Source organism: Streptomyces sp. NPDC042201, from assembly GCF_055582185.1.
Genome location: NZ_JBVJDS010000004.1, coordinates 509,059 through 524,522, shown reverse-complemented (window position 1 = coordinate 524,522; position 15,464 = coordinate 509,059). Strand labels below are relative to the sequence as shown.

The following is a 15,464-nucleotide window of genomic DNA, read 5'->3' as shown; positions in this document are numbered from 1 at the left end:
ATGAGCGAGGGTCAGGAGGCCGCGGTACGCCGCAGGAGCAGTCCCACGCTGCCGCGCTTGCTCAGATAGGCGCGTCCCGCGCAGACGGTTTCGACCCGTGGCGGCACCAGGACGACTTCTCCGTCCGCGCGCCAGGTCGTCGACCGATCCAGCCAGGGGCGTACGCGCGTGCGGAGCGCGTCGGGTTCGAGGGCGACGAACACGAGGTCCGTGGCCAGGTCGTCGAGCAGCGCGAGATCCTGGCCGTAATAGAGCATCTCGATCAGCAGATGGGCGGCGGCGCGGGGACCGCCGTCCTCCTTGGCCAGCCCGGCGAGATCCGCGTCGTCCACGGTGACCGCCCCGGCGCCGGCGAGCGCCGCGGCCAGCCGCGGCCGGAAGACGGGGTTGGGCTCGGTGGCCCGTACGGCGAAGCCCGCGGCGGCGAGCCGGTGGGTCAGCGCTCCTTCGCACGCCCCCACCTCCACGAGCGTGCCGTCCGTGGCCGGGCACCGGTCCCGTACCCAGGCCGCCGTCGCGTCCAGCCGCTCCGACTCGTACGGCGAACTGCCGAACTCCCAGGGGTCCACCACGGAAGCGGCCTCGTCGTCCAGGCTGGCGAGCAGGGCGAAGAGCCGCTCGCGCTGGTCGGGTTCGGTGTCGAAGAAGCGCTCGGTGGCGGGGATGCGCGGCGTCTGTACGACGTACTCGGGAGCTTCCTCGGCCAGCAGATGCCCACAGGAACGATTGACGAAATCCAGCTTCGCCGCGATCAGCCGCCGGTCCAGCGGGCGGTCGAGATCGCTGAGGAACTGGAGATACGGCGAGTATCCGACGGCATGGCGCACGGGCCCATGCCCTGGACCGGCGCAGGCGATGGCGGTGTCACGGCCGAGCCGCCCGCGGCTGCGCCGGTTGTCCGCCGGGGAGTGCGTCCAGATCCGGACGGGCCGTCCGGCCTCGGCCCCGGCGTCGCGGATCAGCCCGGCGAGGGCGTCAGGACCGGGTGAGGTGATGTGTCCGGCCACGGGCCCGACATACGGGGCGAGCAGGGCGAGGCGCTCGGCCAGGTCCGTACCCGCGGGCAGCGTCAGCGCCTCGGCGCGGTCACCGAGGATCACCCGGGTCTCCCCGCCACGGTCATCGGCGAGCACGGACAGAAAGTCGAGGACGGCGTCCTCGGCCCGGAGTACGACAACGATATCGATCACGGACTTCGGTCCTCGGTACGGAGCCGACAGGGGGAGCGGGACAGGGTGGAGACGGTCGGGGGACGCTCGGTACGGGTCGTCGGCTGGCAGGGACCTTAGCGGTCGCCGCCCATGTGGTCCAGACCAATCCATTGGCTGATCGCCGAGTTTCAGCCACCTCACCCCGCACGGCGGCGCCCGCCCCGCAACGGCCCGCCGGCCTCGCCGCGCCCGGGGAAAATCCCTTGGCGTTTCTGCCGTTCGGCGGACCGACGGAGCGGCTCGGTGTCGTGGCGGACGCGCGCGAGCGTTACCACCGCTCTCCCGGCGGGTCCTGACCGTACGGCCCCCGCCTACTGCTGCTCCGCCGCGTCGGTCAGCCGGGTGTGCGCCCTGCGCAGATGCGTGCGCATCCGGGCGAACGCGGTCTCCTCGTCGGCCTCGCGCAGCGCCTCCAGGATCCGTTCGTGCTCGCCGCAGGTCTCCTCCGCCCACCCCTCGCGGAACGAGAGCCGGTACTGATGCGTATGCGCGTGCAGTCGCCCCAGCGTCGCGCGGAGGAACGCGTTGCCGCTCAGGCGCGCGATCCGGTCGTGGAACACCGAGTCGTGGTGCATGTACAGCAGAAGCGTCGACCGGCTGCGGAAGTCCTGCGCCGCCGTGCGCATCTCGGCCAGCTGCTCGGCGAGTTGGAGCAGATCCGCCTCACTGATCTGTCTCGCCGCGTGCGCGGCCGCGGTCGGTTCGAGCAGGAGACGTACCTCGAAGAGCTCACCGAGACTACGGCTGCTGAGCAGCGTGGCCGCCGTGTAGCCGGCCAACGACCGCTTCACGACCAGGCCTTCCGCCTCCAGCCGCGCGAGGGCCTCCCTGAGTGGCGTGGGCGAGATCGCCAGCTCCTGGGCGAGGGTGTTGATGTTCATCTTCGACCCCGGCTCGATGTCGTGGTCCACCAGCCGCTGACGGATCGTGTCGTAGGCGGTGTCCGCCAGTGCCTGCCGTCGAGGCGTGCCTGCCATCGTGCTGCTCCTCGTTTCGGTCTCACACCCACGTGACGGCCTGTGAAATGACGGCTCCCGCCGTCCTCCCTGGGCGTCCCGCGATGCTACCGCCCATCGATCATATTTTTTTCTTCCCTCTCGCGGGGACCGGAGCCGGCGGCGTCCGCCGCCGTCCCTCCGTGCCCCACCAGTGTGGTCCCCTTCCGGGCCGGATTGTCAATACCTCGCGTGAGCAGGTCTTTTCGCGAAAATGTGGCGCCGTGGCCGCATCGCGTCCGATCTCGATCCGGTAAAGGTCGGTACGAGTCTTGACTGTGCCGGGACGCTGGCTACTCTTCTGAAAAGTATACGAAACGAGGGTGTTTACCGGGCCTCAGAACCGAGGGGCCGGTTCTCGCGCACTGCCCCACCCCGCCTCCGCACGCGGGTTTTCAGGACAAGCAATTCGCTCGACGGCACAGGGCGGCCGGAGTCCGGCCGCATCGCGTGAAGCATCAAGGAGGATGACATGAAGCGCAGACCTGCCCTCATGGCGGCGGTCACCGGTCTGGTGAGCGCTCTGGCGATCACGGGCTGCTCCACCAGCGGCACAGCGGCGGGCGGCGGTGGTGGTGGCCTGACGTTCATGACGTTCGAGACCCCGGCGCTGACCGCGAAGTTCTGGGACACCTCCATCTCGGAGGCGCAGAAGGCGGTCCCCGACGTCAAGGTCAAGAAGATCGTCTCGCCGGACGCCGACCGGACGGCCTACGCCAAGCAGCTCCAGGCGTCGGGGCAGTTCCCGGACATCCTCTCCTCCATCAACCCGAAGGACTTCACCGCGGCCGGGCTGCTGAAGCCGTTCGACCAGAAGTGGCTGGACGAGAACTTCACCGACCCCAACGGCAACGCGATCGACGGCAAGACGTACATCCCGCCCACCAACTCCCAGGTCATCCCGATGATCTTCTACAACAAGAAGATCTTCGCCGAGCACAACCTCCAGGTCCCGCAGACCTGGGACGCGTTCACGAAGGTCGTCACGACCCTCAAGAAGGCCGGCGTCACTCCGGTCGAGATGGCGGGCGGCGAGCCGTGGTCGGCCGGGATCCCGCTGTCCGGGATCATCACCGCGGATGTGCTGGGCTCGGATCCGCAGTGGATCCAGAAGCGCTACAAGGGTGAGGTCGCGTTCACCGGTCCCGAGATGACCGCCGCCGTCGGCAAGTACCGCCAGCTCATCGGCGCGGGTGCGTTCGACAAGGGCGCCCTGAGCGTGAGCTACGCGGACGCCAACAAGCAGTTCCTGGCCGGCGAGAGCGCCATGTACCCGATGGGCAGCTGGTTCATCGGCCAGATCCCCGCCGCCGACGCGGACGACTTCGGTACGTTCCTGCTGCCGAGCGAGACCGGCAAGGCGATCGTGCCGTTCAACACCGGTGGCACCACCTCGGTGAGCGCCAAGTCCTCGGACGTCGACGCGGCCGCCACGTTCGCGCAGGCGTGGTCGCTGTCCAAGCCGAACCTGAAGACGCTCATCGAGACCGACGGCGCCTTCCCGATGCTGAAGAACGTCCCCTTCGAGGACTTCGGCGCGAAGGTGACCCCGCTCTACACCGACGGGTTCAAGCTCGTGACCGACGACAACGCGAAGGTCAGCGCGTTCGGTCAGGTCAATAATGACGACGCGCTTCCGCCCGGGGTGGTCGAGCAGTTCAACTCCCTGGCGCAGAAGCTGTTCACCAGCTCCGACACCAAGGGCGCGCTCGCCACGCTCGACGCGGACTGGGACAAGGCCGCCAAGTAACCGCCGCCCGCGGAAGAGACGGGCGGGGGCCGTGGTCCGGCCAAGGGTGACATCGTTGTCAGGTGTTTTTCGGCCAGGCGGGATATAGCGTACGGACCTGACGCCGTACGACCCCCGCCGGCCGGATCTGACGGTGTACGCCCTGACGTCGACGGACCGACGCCGTACGACAACGGACGGCCGCGGCTCCCGCCTTTTCCTCGCTCACCACCTCGGTCGCCGTGCGGCCCTCCGGGGCGCCGACCCACCCCCGAGCGGCCGCAGCGAGGCACGGGGGACAGAAAGGATCAAGCTGTGCCCAGTCGATCTCCACGAGCGGGCCGAAGCCTCGGGCTGGCCCCCGCTGCGTGGATCGCGGTCATCCTCTACGGGGTGTTCCTCCTGTACCCGTTGGTGCAGAGCCTCTTCCTCAGTTTCACGGACAAGAACCCGTTGCAGGCCGGGAGTGACTTCGTCGGCCTCGCCAACTACCGGGAGCTCTTCTCGGACGACCGGCTGCTGTCGAGTCTCCTGTTCACGATGATCGTGGTCGTGGCGGTCACCGTCATAGCCAACGTGGTGGGGCTGCTGCTGGCCGTCGTCCTCAACCGCTCCTCCGCCAACTACCGCGTCATGCGGACCCTCATCTTCATCCCGCAGGTCCTCTCCGGTGTCATCGTCGGCTTCATCTGGCGATCCATCCTCACCCAGAACGGCCTGCTCAACAGCGCGCTGTCCCGCATCGGCCTGATCGACGAGCCCATCGCCTGGCTCGGCGACGACACTCTCGCGGTGGTGTCGGTCTGCGCGGTCGTCAGCTGGATCACCATCGCGTTCGCCACCGTCGTCTACACCGCTTCACTCCAATCCGTGCCGCAGGAGCTCTACGAGGCGGCCCGGATGGACGGGGCGGGGGTCCTCAGCCGGTTCCGGCACGTGACCCTTCCCATGATCGCGCCGGGCATGACGATCAGCGTCGTGCTGTGCCTGATCACCACGCTCAAGCTCTACGACGTGATCGCGGTCCTCACCGGCGGCGGCCCGGCGGAGTCGACCCGGTCGACCGCCTTCTACCTGATCTCCGTGGCCTTCACCGACAACCGGTTCGGCTATGCCTCGTCCATCGCGATGTTCCTGCTGGCGCTGACCGCCGTCGTCTCGTACGGCGTCACCACCCTGCTCCGCCGAAGGGAGACGAACCTGTGAGCGCTCCCGCCGCCCGGTCCGCCCGGTCCGCCGGACCGAACCTCCGTAAGAAGTCGCATCTGATCGGCGCCTGGCTGATCACCCTGGCGTTCATCCTGCCCGTGTATGTCGCGTTCGTCAGCGCGTTCAAGACGCAGGACCAGATCGTCTCGAATCCGGCCTCTCCGCCGGTCCCGTTCACCTTCGACAACATCCTCAACGCGCTGCAGAGGCCGGACCATCTCGTCCAGGCGGGGCTGCTCAACTCGATCCTGGTGACGACGGCGACCCTCGTCATCCTCGTCCCGCTCAGCTCCATGCTCGCCTTCTACATATCCGAGCGCGCGCCCCGCCTCAGGGCCGTCCTGCTCGCGGTGTTCGCACTCGGGTTGATGGTCCCGCCGCAGGTCATCCTGCTCCCGATCGTGACCCTGCTGCGCTCGATCGGTCTGGCCAACTCCTACGCCGGCCTGATCCTGTCCAACGTCGGCGGCGGGTATCTCTCGTTCGCGGTCTTCGTCTACGTCGGATTCCTGCGGACCATCCCCCGCGAGGTCATCGAGGCCGCGCGGATGGACGGCGCCGGCGATCTGCGGCTGTGGTGGCGCATCATCTTCCCGGTCGTACGTCCCGCCACCGCGACCGTCGCGATCTTCCTCGGACTGTGGGTGTGGAACGACTTCCTCAATCCGCAGTTCATTCTCGGCCCGCTCCAGGGCCAGACGATCACCACCGGCATCTATGTCTCGCTCGGTGCCTATTCGACCGACTACAGCCAGCTCTTCGGAATCATGTTCCTCGCCGCTGTCATCCCCGTGGTGGGATATCTGGTCAGCCAGCGCGAGTTCATTCACGGACTCATGTCTGGAGCGTCCAAGTGAACCAGCCGATCAATGGCGTACCGGCCCTCGACGACCTGGCCGGCGCCTGGATCGACCGCGCGGAACTCAACCACCTCCCGTCGCTGCGCAACCAGTGGGGCCAAGGCCATGTCAACGGCGACCTCACCTCGCTGTCCTGGCTGGCGTTCCCCCCGTACAGCGGCGGCTACCACACGGGCGTGCTGCGGATCGACGGATCCGTCCCCGCCGCCGAGCGGATGCGATGGGCGCCGTGGGGCGTACGACGGTCCGCCACGGCCGGCGCGCTGGCGGTGACCACCGACGTACGCATGGGATACGAGCAGAGCCGGCTCATGTGGCGGCTCGTCCTGCGCAACGTGTCGGCCGCGCCGGTGACGGCGGTGGTGGAGCAGGAACTGCTCGCGCCGTTCGCCCACTCGGAGGTGGACTGGGGCTGGCTCTACGGCAGCCCGTGGAACGACGGCCACTACCACGACTACTTCACCACCGAGCGGCTCCGCGACGAAGCCACCGCCGACCGGCCGCGACAGGTGCAGTTCCTGCCCATCGGCGAGCGATGGGTGCGGCTGGGCAGTCCCCGTATCCCCGGAATCCAGCGCGACGAGGACTCCGAGCCGATGCTGCTGGAATCGGAGCTGCCGGACCACTCGACACCGGACTCGGGGCGGGTACGGGCCCCGGGCGCCGCCTGCCGGGTCCGGGAGATCTCCGTACGCCGCGCCACCGGCGAGGCCGTGGCGATCGGCGAAGCGGTCGAGCACACGGTCCGCCCCGACACGGATCTGCGGATCGGCACGGTGCGGCTCGGCGACGGCGATGTCCTCCGCTTCGACGTGCGGGCCGACGAGCCGGACCGTACCGGAGTCGTGCTCACCCATGGCAACCACCCCGACTCGCTCCAGGTCGCCCTGGAGAACGGGCATCTGTCGCTGCGGATCGCGGGTGAGCACCTGACCGCGCCGGCGCCCCTGCCGACCGGCGGCTGGCACACCGTGACGGTCCTCGTCAGCGACGAGGGGGCCGAACTGCGGCTGGACGACGCGCCCCTGCTGGGGACCGCCGCCTGGTGGGAGGGGCAGCGCTGGCGGGCCACGACCGACGGCGCCACGGTGTCCGTCGCCGACTCCCGCACGGTCGCCCGCAGTGCCTACGCCTTCTCGACGGCGCCCGATTCCGTCGAAACGGCCGGAGCACGTGCGGTCGCCCACTGGAGCGTCACTCTGGAGCCCGGCGAGGAGACCGAGCTGGGCATCGTCCTCGACATCGGCGACTCGGCCGAGGGCGTGACGCGTGACGCCGTGCGAGCCGCCGCCTCCTTCCGTACGGAGTTCGACGCGGTGGCCGACCGCTGGCGCCGGACCTGGCGCAGCGCGTTCCAGCCGGGCAATTCCGAGTTCTCCGGCCATCTGCCCACCCTGCACACCGAGGACCCCGACCTCGCCCGTACGTACTACCTGGGCGCGCTGCTGGCGATCTATCTGCGCAACACCACCGTCAGCCCGCTCGGCCCGGTGTTCCTGACCGGCGGACCGCGGCTGGGAGCCACCACCACCTTCTTCTGGGACATCTCGGAATGGGCCAGGACCGCGGCGCTGCTGGAGCCGGACGGTCTGCGCCGCTGGGTCCTGGCCGCGCTCGCGCAGCCGTACGACCGCTGCCACTCCTTCGACACCCGCAATCTGCTGCCGGTCGGCAACCACTACTCGGCCAACGACCACTCCCTCTTCCGCGTCGTGAAGGCGTACGTGGGAGTGACCGGCGATCTGGCGCTGCTCGGCGAGAGCGCGGGCGGGCGCAGTGTGCTGGATCATCTGCGCGCGATGGCCTTCCGCCCGCGCGGCCTGCGCGCCGCGTTCGGCGGGGGAGTGCTCGCCGACTTCGGCCGGGACGCCTGGGAGCTGCTGGAGTGCGTCCCCAACTACCGCGACGCCGTGGTCTCGCTGAACGCCGGCTACGTCGGCATGCTGCGCTCGCTGGCGGCGCTGCTGCGCGCGCTCGGCGACGGCAACGAGGCCGAGGCCGCCGAGGCGGAGCGCGAGGCCGGCGCGCTGTCGGCGGCCGTCCTGGCGCAGTACGCGGGCGACGGACGCTGGATGATCTCCCACCCCGAGGGCAACGAGGTCATCGGCCACTGCCTCGACTTCGAACTCGTCGCCGCCGATATGGCCGAGGACCTGTCGGCGGACCAGCGCGGGGAGATGGTCCGCTTCGTCACCGAACGCCTGCTGGACGGCGACTGGATGCGCGCCCTCGACCCCGACGACCCGATCGCGCCGCTCTCGGACCGCCCGGACCACGGCGCCGCCGGCGCGTTCGGGGCCTGGCCGGGGGCCACCGCCTTCGGTCTGTGCCGGCTCGGCCGGCCGGAGATCGCGGCCGGTGTACTGCGCCGCGCGCACCGCGCCACCTCCGGCGGGCTGTGGGGCCAGGCGATGGAAGTCACCGCGGACGGCACCTACCGCGTGGCAGGACGCGGGGTGGCGAACCGCGACAGCAACGCCGGCGTGGCCGTGACCGAGGCCGTCATCGCCGGACTCTTCGGAATCGAAGCGGGCGTCGAGAGCCTGAGCAAGGACGTCGGGACGGCCCTGACCCCCTACGGCCGCCTGGAGAACGTCCGGGCCATCGGCTTCGACCTGCCCAGACCGCTCGGATAGAGCGGTCCCCCGAACCTCTGCGGCCGGGTGCTGACAGCACCCGGCCGCAGGGCAGCGCAACGCACACGCACCGACCTCTCGCAAGACCCCGACTCAAGGGAGAGCCAGAATGGGGCAGGAGAGAACGACGCGGGGAGTTTCCCGCAGCTTCGGACGAGGACGCGGACAGGGACGAGGGCGGGCACGCGGCTACGCGGGGCTGCTCGCCCTGGCCGTCGCCGTACCGCTCATGGTTCCCGGTACCGCACTGGCCGGGGACACGGCCGCGCGGGCGGCGGCCGCGGGCCCGCCCACCGCGGCTCAGCAGTGGGACACCATGAAGGCCAAGCTCTCGGCGATCAAGGGCGTATGGACCGACCAGAGCTACACCGGGTCCATAACGAACGCCATGCCCAACACCGCCCTCCTGGGCAATGGTGACGTCGGCATCACCTCGGGCGGCAGCACGGGCGTGAAGACGTTCTATGTCTCCAAGGGGGACTTCTGGAACGCCAACCCCAATCCGAAGCCCGCCCCCATCGGCGGGGTGACGATCACCAGCACCGCCCCGCAGACCAGCCAGAACCTGGCACTCGGCGCCCGCGCCACCGCCAGTACCACCGAGGGCTCCTTCACACCGGACCGCGCCGTCAACGGCCAGTGGGGCGGTGGATACGAAGGCTGGGTCTCGCAGGTCGGCAAGCCGCAGTGGATCTCCCTCGACCTCGGCTCCGTCAAGACCATCGGCCGCTACGTCGTGCGCAACGACAATGCCGCGCGCCCGGGGAACGAGGCCTTCAACACCAAGACGCTGGCGTTCCAGACCAGCAACGACGGCAGTGCCTGGAACAGCGTCGACACGGTCCAGAACAACACCGCCGATGTCATCGACCGGACCATCAGCTCCGTGCAGGCGCGGTACATCCGGCTCAACATCACCGAGCCCACACAGGGCACGACGGGTGACTCGATCCAGAACCCCCGGGCCCGTATCGGCCAGATCGAGCTGTACCAGCAGAGCGGCGGCGGCACGCCGCCGCCCGCCCAGCCCTTCCGCGAGGAACAGAACATCGTCGACGGCACCGTCGGTACGTCGATGTCGCTCGGCAACGCGCCCGTGTCGATGAAGACCTGGCTCGCCGCCGACAAGAACGTCATGGTCACCTCGATCACGTCGACCGGTTCGCAGCCGGTGCAGCTCCAGGCGTCGACGTTCGCCGGCGCCACCACCCCGAACTCCGCCTACAGCAACACGGCGGGGACCGACGGCCAGGTGATGTGGGCCGAGCGGGCCACCGCGTCGGGCAGCAAGTGGGTGTCCAGGGCCGCCCTGGCCACCACCGTCCTCGGCGGGACGGCCGTACAGCAGCCCACCGTGTCGGGCGCCACCGCGAAGACCGTCTTCACCGTCCCCGCGGGACAGACCGTCACCGTCGTGACCACGGTGGGCGGCGGCGGGCAGAACCCGGCCGCTCCGCACAACGACGCGGTGACGCAGGTGCGCGGCCAGAGCACCGGATCGCTGGCGACCCTCGACACCCAGCGCGTCGACTGGTGGAAGACCTACTGGATGCAGTCGGGCGTGGAACTGGGCGACGCCACCCTGGAGAAGTTCTACTACGCCGCCCAGTACTTCATCGGGTCCGCCAGCCGCCGGGGCGAGCTCGCTCCCGCGCTCTACGGCATCTGGACCACGACGGACAATCCGCAGTTCAACGGTGACTTCCATCTGAACTACAACGCGCAGGCACCGTTCTACGGTGTCTACTCCAGCAACCGCCCCGAACTCTCGCTGCCCTTCCACGAGACGATCCTGGCCTATGTGCCGGAGGCACAGCGCCGTGCGAAGCAGGATCTGAACCGGGTGAAGCCCGACTACATCAGCGGCCGCTTCCCCAGTGGTGGCGTCCCGGCCGGGGTCCTGTTCCCCGTGGGCATCGGCCCGTACGGATCGACCACGGACGACCAGTACCACCAGCAGGTCTCCAACTCCCTCTTCACCGCTTCCCAGTTCGTCGACTACTACGAATACACCCAGGACGTCGACTTCCTGCGGAACAAGGCGTACCCGTTCCTCAATGAGGTCTCGCTGTTCTTCGAGAGCTACCTGGAGCGCGACGCCGCCGGCCGCTACAGCCTCTGGAGCGGTCCGCACGAGGGCACGTGGGGCCAGAACTCCTCCGCCGACCTCGGGCTGCTCAAGCGGGTCCTGTCCGCGCTGATCGCCGGCAGCCAGAAGCTCGGCGTCGACGCGGGGCGGCGTACGACCTGGCAGAACATCCTCACCAACCTGCCGGCCCAGCCGACCGCGGTGTACAACGGCAAGACCGTCTTCTCGCTGGCGACCGCCGGCACCATGCAGGGCTCGGACACCAGGGACATCCACCCCGGTGACAACACCATCAACCTCGAATTCATCCAGCCCGCCGACCAGCTCGGCATCAACTCCGACGCGGCGCGGCTGCGGACAGCGGTCGACACCCTCGACGCGATGAATTCCTGGGGACAGGAGAACAGCTTCCCCAAGGTGTTCAACCAGGCGGCCAGGGCCGGTTATCCGGCGCAGTCCCTCATCGACAAGTTCAAGTCGGTCATCACCTCGCGCATGGCGCCGAACCTGCGGATCAGCGATCCGCATCACGGCATCGAGAAGTCGGGGGCGACCGAGGCGGTCAACAGCATGCTGATCCAGACCGACCAGCAGTACATCACGCTCTTCCCCACCTGGCCGGCCGGCAAGAACGCCAGCTTCTACCAGCTGCGCCAGAAGGGCGCGTTCGTGGTGTCCAGCGCCAAGCAGTCCGACAAGGTCAGCTATGTCGACGTCATCAGCAAGGCGGGCGGCACGCTGAAGCTGAAGAACCCCTGGACGAGCACGTTCACGGTGACCAACGCGAGCGGCGCGGCCGTTCCGTTCACCACGGCGAACGGGGTGATCTCCGTCCAGACGAGCGTGGGCCAGACCTACCACATCGTCCCGACGGCCTGATCCACGAGTGAGCCGGAACCACTGATCGGTCCGGCTGAACGTCACCACGTCGGGCACCGCGGGCCCGCCAGGGCGTGTTGCGAAAGGAGCGCCGTCCGTCCGCAGGGCGGGGCTCGCGGCGTCCGGCGCGTGTGATCGCAAGGCGGAGGATCGTCCTCGTACTGGACGTACTTGGACGACTCCGACAACGCGGCGAGCATGCGTGCCGGGCGTCGCGAGCCAGGCGGGACTTTCGCAACACGCCCTAGGTCCCGTAGCGCCCGACCGGCGTCAGGGGCCCGGCAGCGGGTCGTCGCCTGCGGTCGCCGTACGGTGGAACCGCAGACCGCAGTACGCGCCCGTCGGCGGGAGGGTCACCCGGTCCAGCGCCGCGGTCGGCGAGAGCCCGGCGTCCAGGGCCGCCGCCGTCAGGTCCGCCACCGCGGACCGGACCGTGTTTCTGACGAACTCGTAGACGCGGCGCGGCGAGGCACCGCGGAACGCCTCAGGACCGTACAGCTCCATGGAGTCGACCATCACCGCTCCGGCGCTGACGAGCGGCGCCGGCAGAAAGGTGATGCCCCTGCCGTACAGGACGTCGGCGGTGACGTCCTCGTCGGCGAGTACGGCGTGCGCCGAACCGATGACCGCGCCGCAGCGCAGCCGCCGGGCGAGCCTGACATCGATGAGATCGCTCACCGAGCACGGCACGAGAACGTCCACTTCCCGTTCGGCCCAGTCCTGGACCGGCCTGCAGCCCGGCAGATCAGCGACGCCGGGAGCGATGTCACAGGTCAGGACGGTGGCTCCGGCCGTGGCCAGCTCCCTGGCCAGTACGCCGCCGACCTTGCCGGTGCCGTGCACCAGCACCCGCAGCCCCGCGACGGGCCCCCGCGCCCATGCCTCCACCGCACCCAGCACCCCGAACGCCGTGGCCGTATGGGGCTCGAAGGCGCTGCTGACCGCGTTGAGCACATACGGCGTCATCCCCGCCAGCAGCTCCATGTCATGGGCCGTCACTCCCATGTCCGCGCCGGTGTACAGCCTGCCCTCGTAGCCGTTCAGGACCTCCGCGACGGCGAGCAGCAGCGGTTCGTCCACGGCGCCGGCCCCGGTGACCACGATCGTGGCGCCCCGGAAGCCCGTACGGTGCACCTCGTGCTGCACCAGCATCTCCCGGGCGAGCCGGCGGCTGAGCCGTCGCGCGTCCGGTTCATGGGCCGGTCCCGGACGGATGCGCAGCCCGCCGTTGGCCGGGACGCGCTGCCGCGGGCGTCCCGGGGCGAGCGCCAGATGGAGGGTGCTACCCCGTGGCCCGCGAAAGCGTCTGACCTGTACGAACTCCGCCACCTCCCTCACGGCCCCCGAATCCGGGCAGTGACTTCATATCTGTCCAGCGCGCGACGCGTCGAACATCGGCCGGGCAGGCGTGAAGAAGCACGACGGAGCCCTGCCGCACGCCCCGCGCCCCGAGCGCTCAGCGGCGGCCGAGCCGGCGCTCGCCGTTCGCGCCGGTTTTATAGGCGAGCCCGTAATGCGCGAAGACCCGCGGCTCGTCCTCGGCGAGCAATTCCCCGTCCATGTCGATCCAGGGCGCTTCCTTGGCCAGTTTCTTGTCCCAGGGGACCTTCAGATAGTCAGGGCCGACGGTGGCATCGGTCAGCGGAACGAAGATCAGCCGCCGCTTGGTCGGCAGGCCGATGATCACCGTGGCGAACGACGGGGCGTCCGTCGCGGTGTCCACGTACACGGCTTCCAGGGAGCCGATCTTCTTCTTCTCGGCATCGACCACATCGTGGCCCCGCCACTCCCGAATGTCTTCAGCTTCGAACACGGGTCATTCGCCTCTTATCCACTGGATGGTGCACGCGAGGTGCGACTGTCGAATACCCCGCATTCCCCGGGCCCGCACCCGGCCGGCGTGCAAGGGGGCACCGGGATCCCGTCCCGGGGCCGTTTCCGTGTCAGTTGTCCGCGGTCGACAGGCAGCTACACTGAAAAGCAGGACGCCTCATTTTCTGCTTCCTGTGGCCCCCGGCCAGGGACAGCGGCGCGTGTCGCGTCATTCTTTCCGGTCGGCGGCAGTTTCCGCGCACCCCTCCGTACGGGCATCCGTGGCGGCACGACCGAACTCACCAGCCACCCTGCCGAGCAGTCAGTACCTCGGCACAAGGCGGTCGTGACCGACCCGAAAGGCGTGGCCTCATGCCGATGCACCCCACTGGCGAACCCGCATTGCTGGAACAGCGGCGAGAGGCCGGCAGCGATTTCGCGTGCCTGGCCAAGAAAATCACCGCGGCCGGCCTGATGCGGCGAAGGCCCTGGTACTACCTGCTGCGCATGTCTCTTGTCGCCGGGGTCTACGCCGGCGGCTGGGCGGCCTTCGCCGCCGTTGGTGACAGCTGGTGGACGCTCGCCGTGGCCGCCTTCCTCGCCGTGGTCTTCGGACAGGTGGCGCTGGTCGCCCATGATGTGGGGCACCGCCAGGTGTTCCGGCTGCGCAGGGCCAGCGCCTGGACAGGCAGGATCGCCGGGAATCTCGGCATCGGCATGGGGTACGGCTGGTGGCAGGACAAGCACTCCCGCCACCACGCGAATCCGAACCACGAGGAGCTCGATCCGGATGTCGAGCCGGACGTCCTGGTGTGGACGCGTGGCCAGGCGCGCAAAGCCACGGGGCTGCCCCGGCTGATCGGCGGCTCGCAGGCGTATCTCTTCTTCCCGCTGCTCGCCCTGGAGGGCTTCAACCTGCATGTCGCGGGGGTACGGGCGCTGGCCAACCGCTCACTGAAACAGCGTCGGCTGGAAGGCGTGCTGCTCTTCGCGCACTTCGCGCTCTACCTCAGCGCGCTGTTCCTGGTCCTGCCGCCCGGCAAGGCGGTGGCCTTCCTCGCCGTCCACCAGTGCCTGTTCGGTCTCTACCTGGGCTCCATCTTCGCCCCCAACCACAAGGGCATGCCCACCCTGACGGGCGATGAGCGCCCCGACTTCCTGCGGCGCCAGGTGCTCACCTCGCGCAATGTGCGCGGCGGCTGGTTCACCGATGTCGCGCTGGGCGGGCTCAACTACCAGATCGAGCACCATCTCTTCCCGAGCATGCCCACGCCCCATCTGCGCAGGGCGCAGCCCATCGTGCGGCGGTACTGCCAGGAGCTGAACGTCGGCTATCTGGAGACAGGACTGTTCACCTCGTACCGCCAGGCGCTCAGCAGCCTGCATGCCGCGGGCGCCCCGCTCAGGACGGCCACCGCGCGGGCGACGCCGGAGTAAGCCGGAGCAGCCGCCGGAGTACCGGAACAGCCGCCGGAGCAAGCGGGAAAAGCACTGGCGGCCGCGGAGAGCGGACCGGCATCCTGACCCTATGTTGATCAGAGAAGCCACCACGGAGGACTGGCCCGCCATCTGGCCGTTCTTCCATCAGATCGTCGCCGACGGCGAGACCTTCACCTATCCGCCGGGCCTCAGTGAGAGTGACGGCCGTGACTGGTGGCTGGTGGCCGCACCGAGCCGGGCCGTCGTCGCCGTCGATGAGGCCGGTACGGTCCTGGGCACGGCGAAGATGAACAGGAACCATATGGGCAACGGCGGTCATATCGCGAGCGCCAGCTATATGGTCGACCCGGCGCACGCGGGCCGTGGTGTGGGCCGGGCGCTGTGCGAGTACTCGATCGAGTGGGCCCGCGCGGCGGGGTTCCGCGCGATGCAGTTCAACGCCGTCGTCGAGACCAATGTGTACGCGGTCAAGCTGTACCGGTCGCTCGGCTTCGAGGTCCTGGGCACGCTGCCGGAGGGATTCAGGCACCCGACGCAGGGCTATGTGGGACTGCACATCATGCACCGCGCCCTGTGAGTGACCGGGCGGCCCGGCGACCGGCGA

At 69.2% G+C, this 15,464-nt stretch carries 11 protein-coding genes; 7 read left to right on the top strand and 4 right to left on the bottom strand.

Going from position 1 to position 15,464, the window contains the following annotated elements:
• Positions 1-11: 11 nt before the first annotated feature.
• Together ACZ6MZ_RS12705 and ACZ6MZ_RS12700 are read right to left on the bottom strand one after the other, a co-directional pair.
• Positions 12-1,190 (bottom strand): hypothetical protein, encoded by a 1,179-nt coding sequence (locus ACZ6MZ_RS12705; RefSeq protein WP_469351547.1) that lies wholly within the window; start codon positions 1,188-1,190, stop codon positions 12-14.
• A 332-nt stretch (positions 1,191-1,522) separates the two neighbouring features.
• Positions 1,523-2,188 carry a GntR family transcriptional regulator gene (locus ACZ6MZ_RS12700; RefSeq protein WP_384186724.1) on the bottom strand — a complete coding sequence of 222 codons (666 nt, stop codon included), beginning with the start codon at positions 2,186-2,188 and terminating at the stop codon, positions 1,523-1,525.
• Positions 2,189-2,678: 490 nt separating this feature from the next.
• Here ACZ6MZ_RS12700 and ACZ6MZ_RS12695 point away from each other — a divergent pair, with 490 nt between their 5' ends.
• The 5 genes from ACZ6MZ_RS12695 (at position 2,679) to ACZ6MZ_RS12675 (ending at position 11,608) form a co-directional block, all read left to right on the top strand.
• Positions 2,679-3,956 (top strand): ABC transporter substrate-binding protein, encoded by a 1,278-nt coding sequence (locus ACZ6MZ_RS12695; RefSeq protein WP_384186722.1) that lies wholly within the window; start codon positions 2,679-2,681, stop codon positions 3,954-3,956.
• 294 nt (positions 3,957-4,250) lie between these two features.
• Positions 4,251-5,141 carry a carbohydrate ABC transporter permease gene (locus ACZ6MZ_RS12690; protein ID WP_384186719.1) on the top strand — a complete coding sequence of 297 codons (891 nt, stop codon included), beginning with the start codon at positions 4,251-4,253 and terminating at the stop codon, positions 5,139-5,141.
• On the top strand, positions 5,138-6,001 hold the full coding sequence (locus ACZ6MZ_RS12685; RefSeq protein ID WP_469351543.1) for a carbohydrate ABC transporter permease: 864 nt from the start codon (positions 5,138-5,140) through the stop codon (positions 5,999-6,001). Before ACZ6MZ_RS12690 ends, ACZ6MZ_RS12685 begins: the two co-directional genes overlap by 4 nt.
• Positions 5,998-8,640, top strand: a complete 2,643-nt coding sequence (locus ACZ6MZ_RS12680; protein ID WP_469351541.1) for a laminin G domain-containing protein — start codon at positions 5,998-6,000, stop codon at positions 8,638-8,640. Before ACZ6MZ_RS12685 ends, ACZ6MZ_RS12680 begins: the two co-directional genes overlap by 4 nt.
• Positions 8,641-8,749: 109 nt before the next feature.
• A complete protein-coding gene (locus ACZ6MZ_RS12675) occupies positions 8,750-11,608 on the top strand; it encodes a discoidin domain-containing protein (RefSeq protein WP_469351540.1) in 2,859 nt (952 codons plus the stop codon).
• Positions 11,609-11,878: 270 nt separating this feature from the next.
• Here ACZ6MZ_RS12675 and ACZ6MZ_RS12670 read toward each other — a convergent pair whose 3' ends face one another.
• Together ACZ6MZ_RS12670 and ACZ6MZ_RS12665 are read right to left on the bottom strand one after the other, a co-directional pair.
• On the bottom strand, positions 11,879-12,937 hold the full coding sequence (locus ACZ6MZ_RS12670) for a Glu/Leu/Phe/Val dehydrogenase (RefSeq protein WP_469351537.1): 1,059 nt from the start codon (positions 12,935-12,937) through the stop codon (positions 11,879-11,881).
• A gap of 127 nt (positions 12,938-13,064) precedes the next feature.
• Entirely contained in the window at positions 13,065-13,421 is a 357-nt protein-coding gene (locus ACZ6MZ_RS12665; protein ID WP_384186705.1) for a PRC-barrel domain-containing protein, read from the bottom strand.
• A gap of 371 nt (positions 13,422-13,792) precedes the next feature.
• Here ACZ6MZ_RS12665 and ACZ6MZ_RS12660 point away from each other — a divergent pair, with 371 nt between their 5' ends.
• On the top strand, positions 13,793-14,857 hold the full coding sequence (locus ACZ6MZ_RS12660; protein WP_469351536.1) for a fatty acid desaturase family protein: 1,065 nt from the start codon (positions 13,793-13,795) through the stop codon (positions 14,855-14,857).
• A 91-nt stretch (positions 14,858-14,948) separates the two neighbouring features.
• A complete protein-coding gene (locus ACZ6MZ_RS12655) occupies positions 14,949-15,437 on the top strand; it encodes a GNAT family N-acetyltransferase (protein ID WP_389792633.1) in 489 nt (162 codons plus the stop codon).
• Positions 15,438-15,464: the final 27 nt, after the last annotated feature.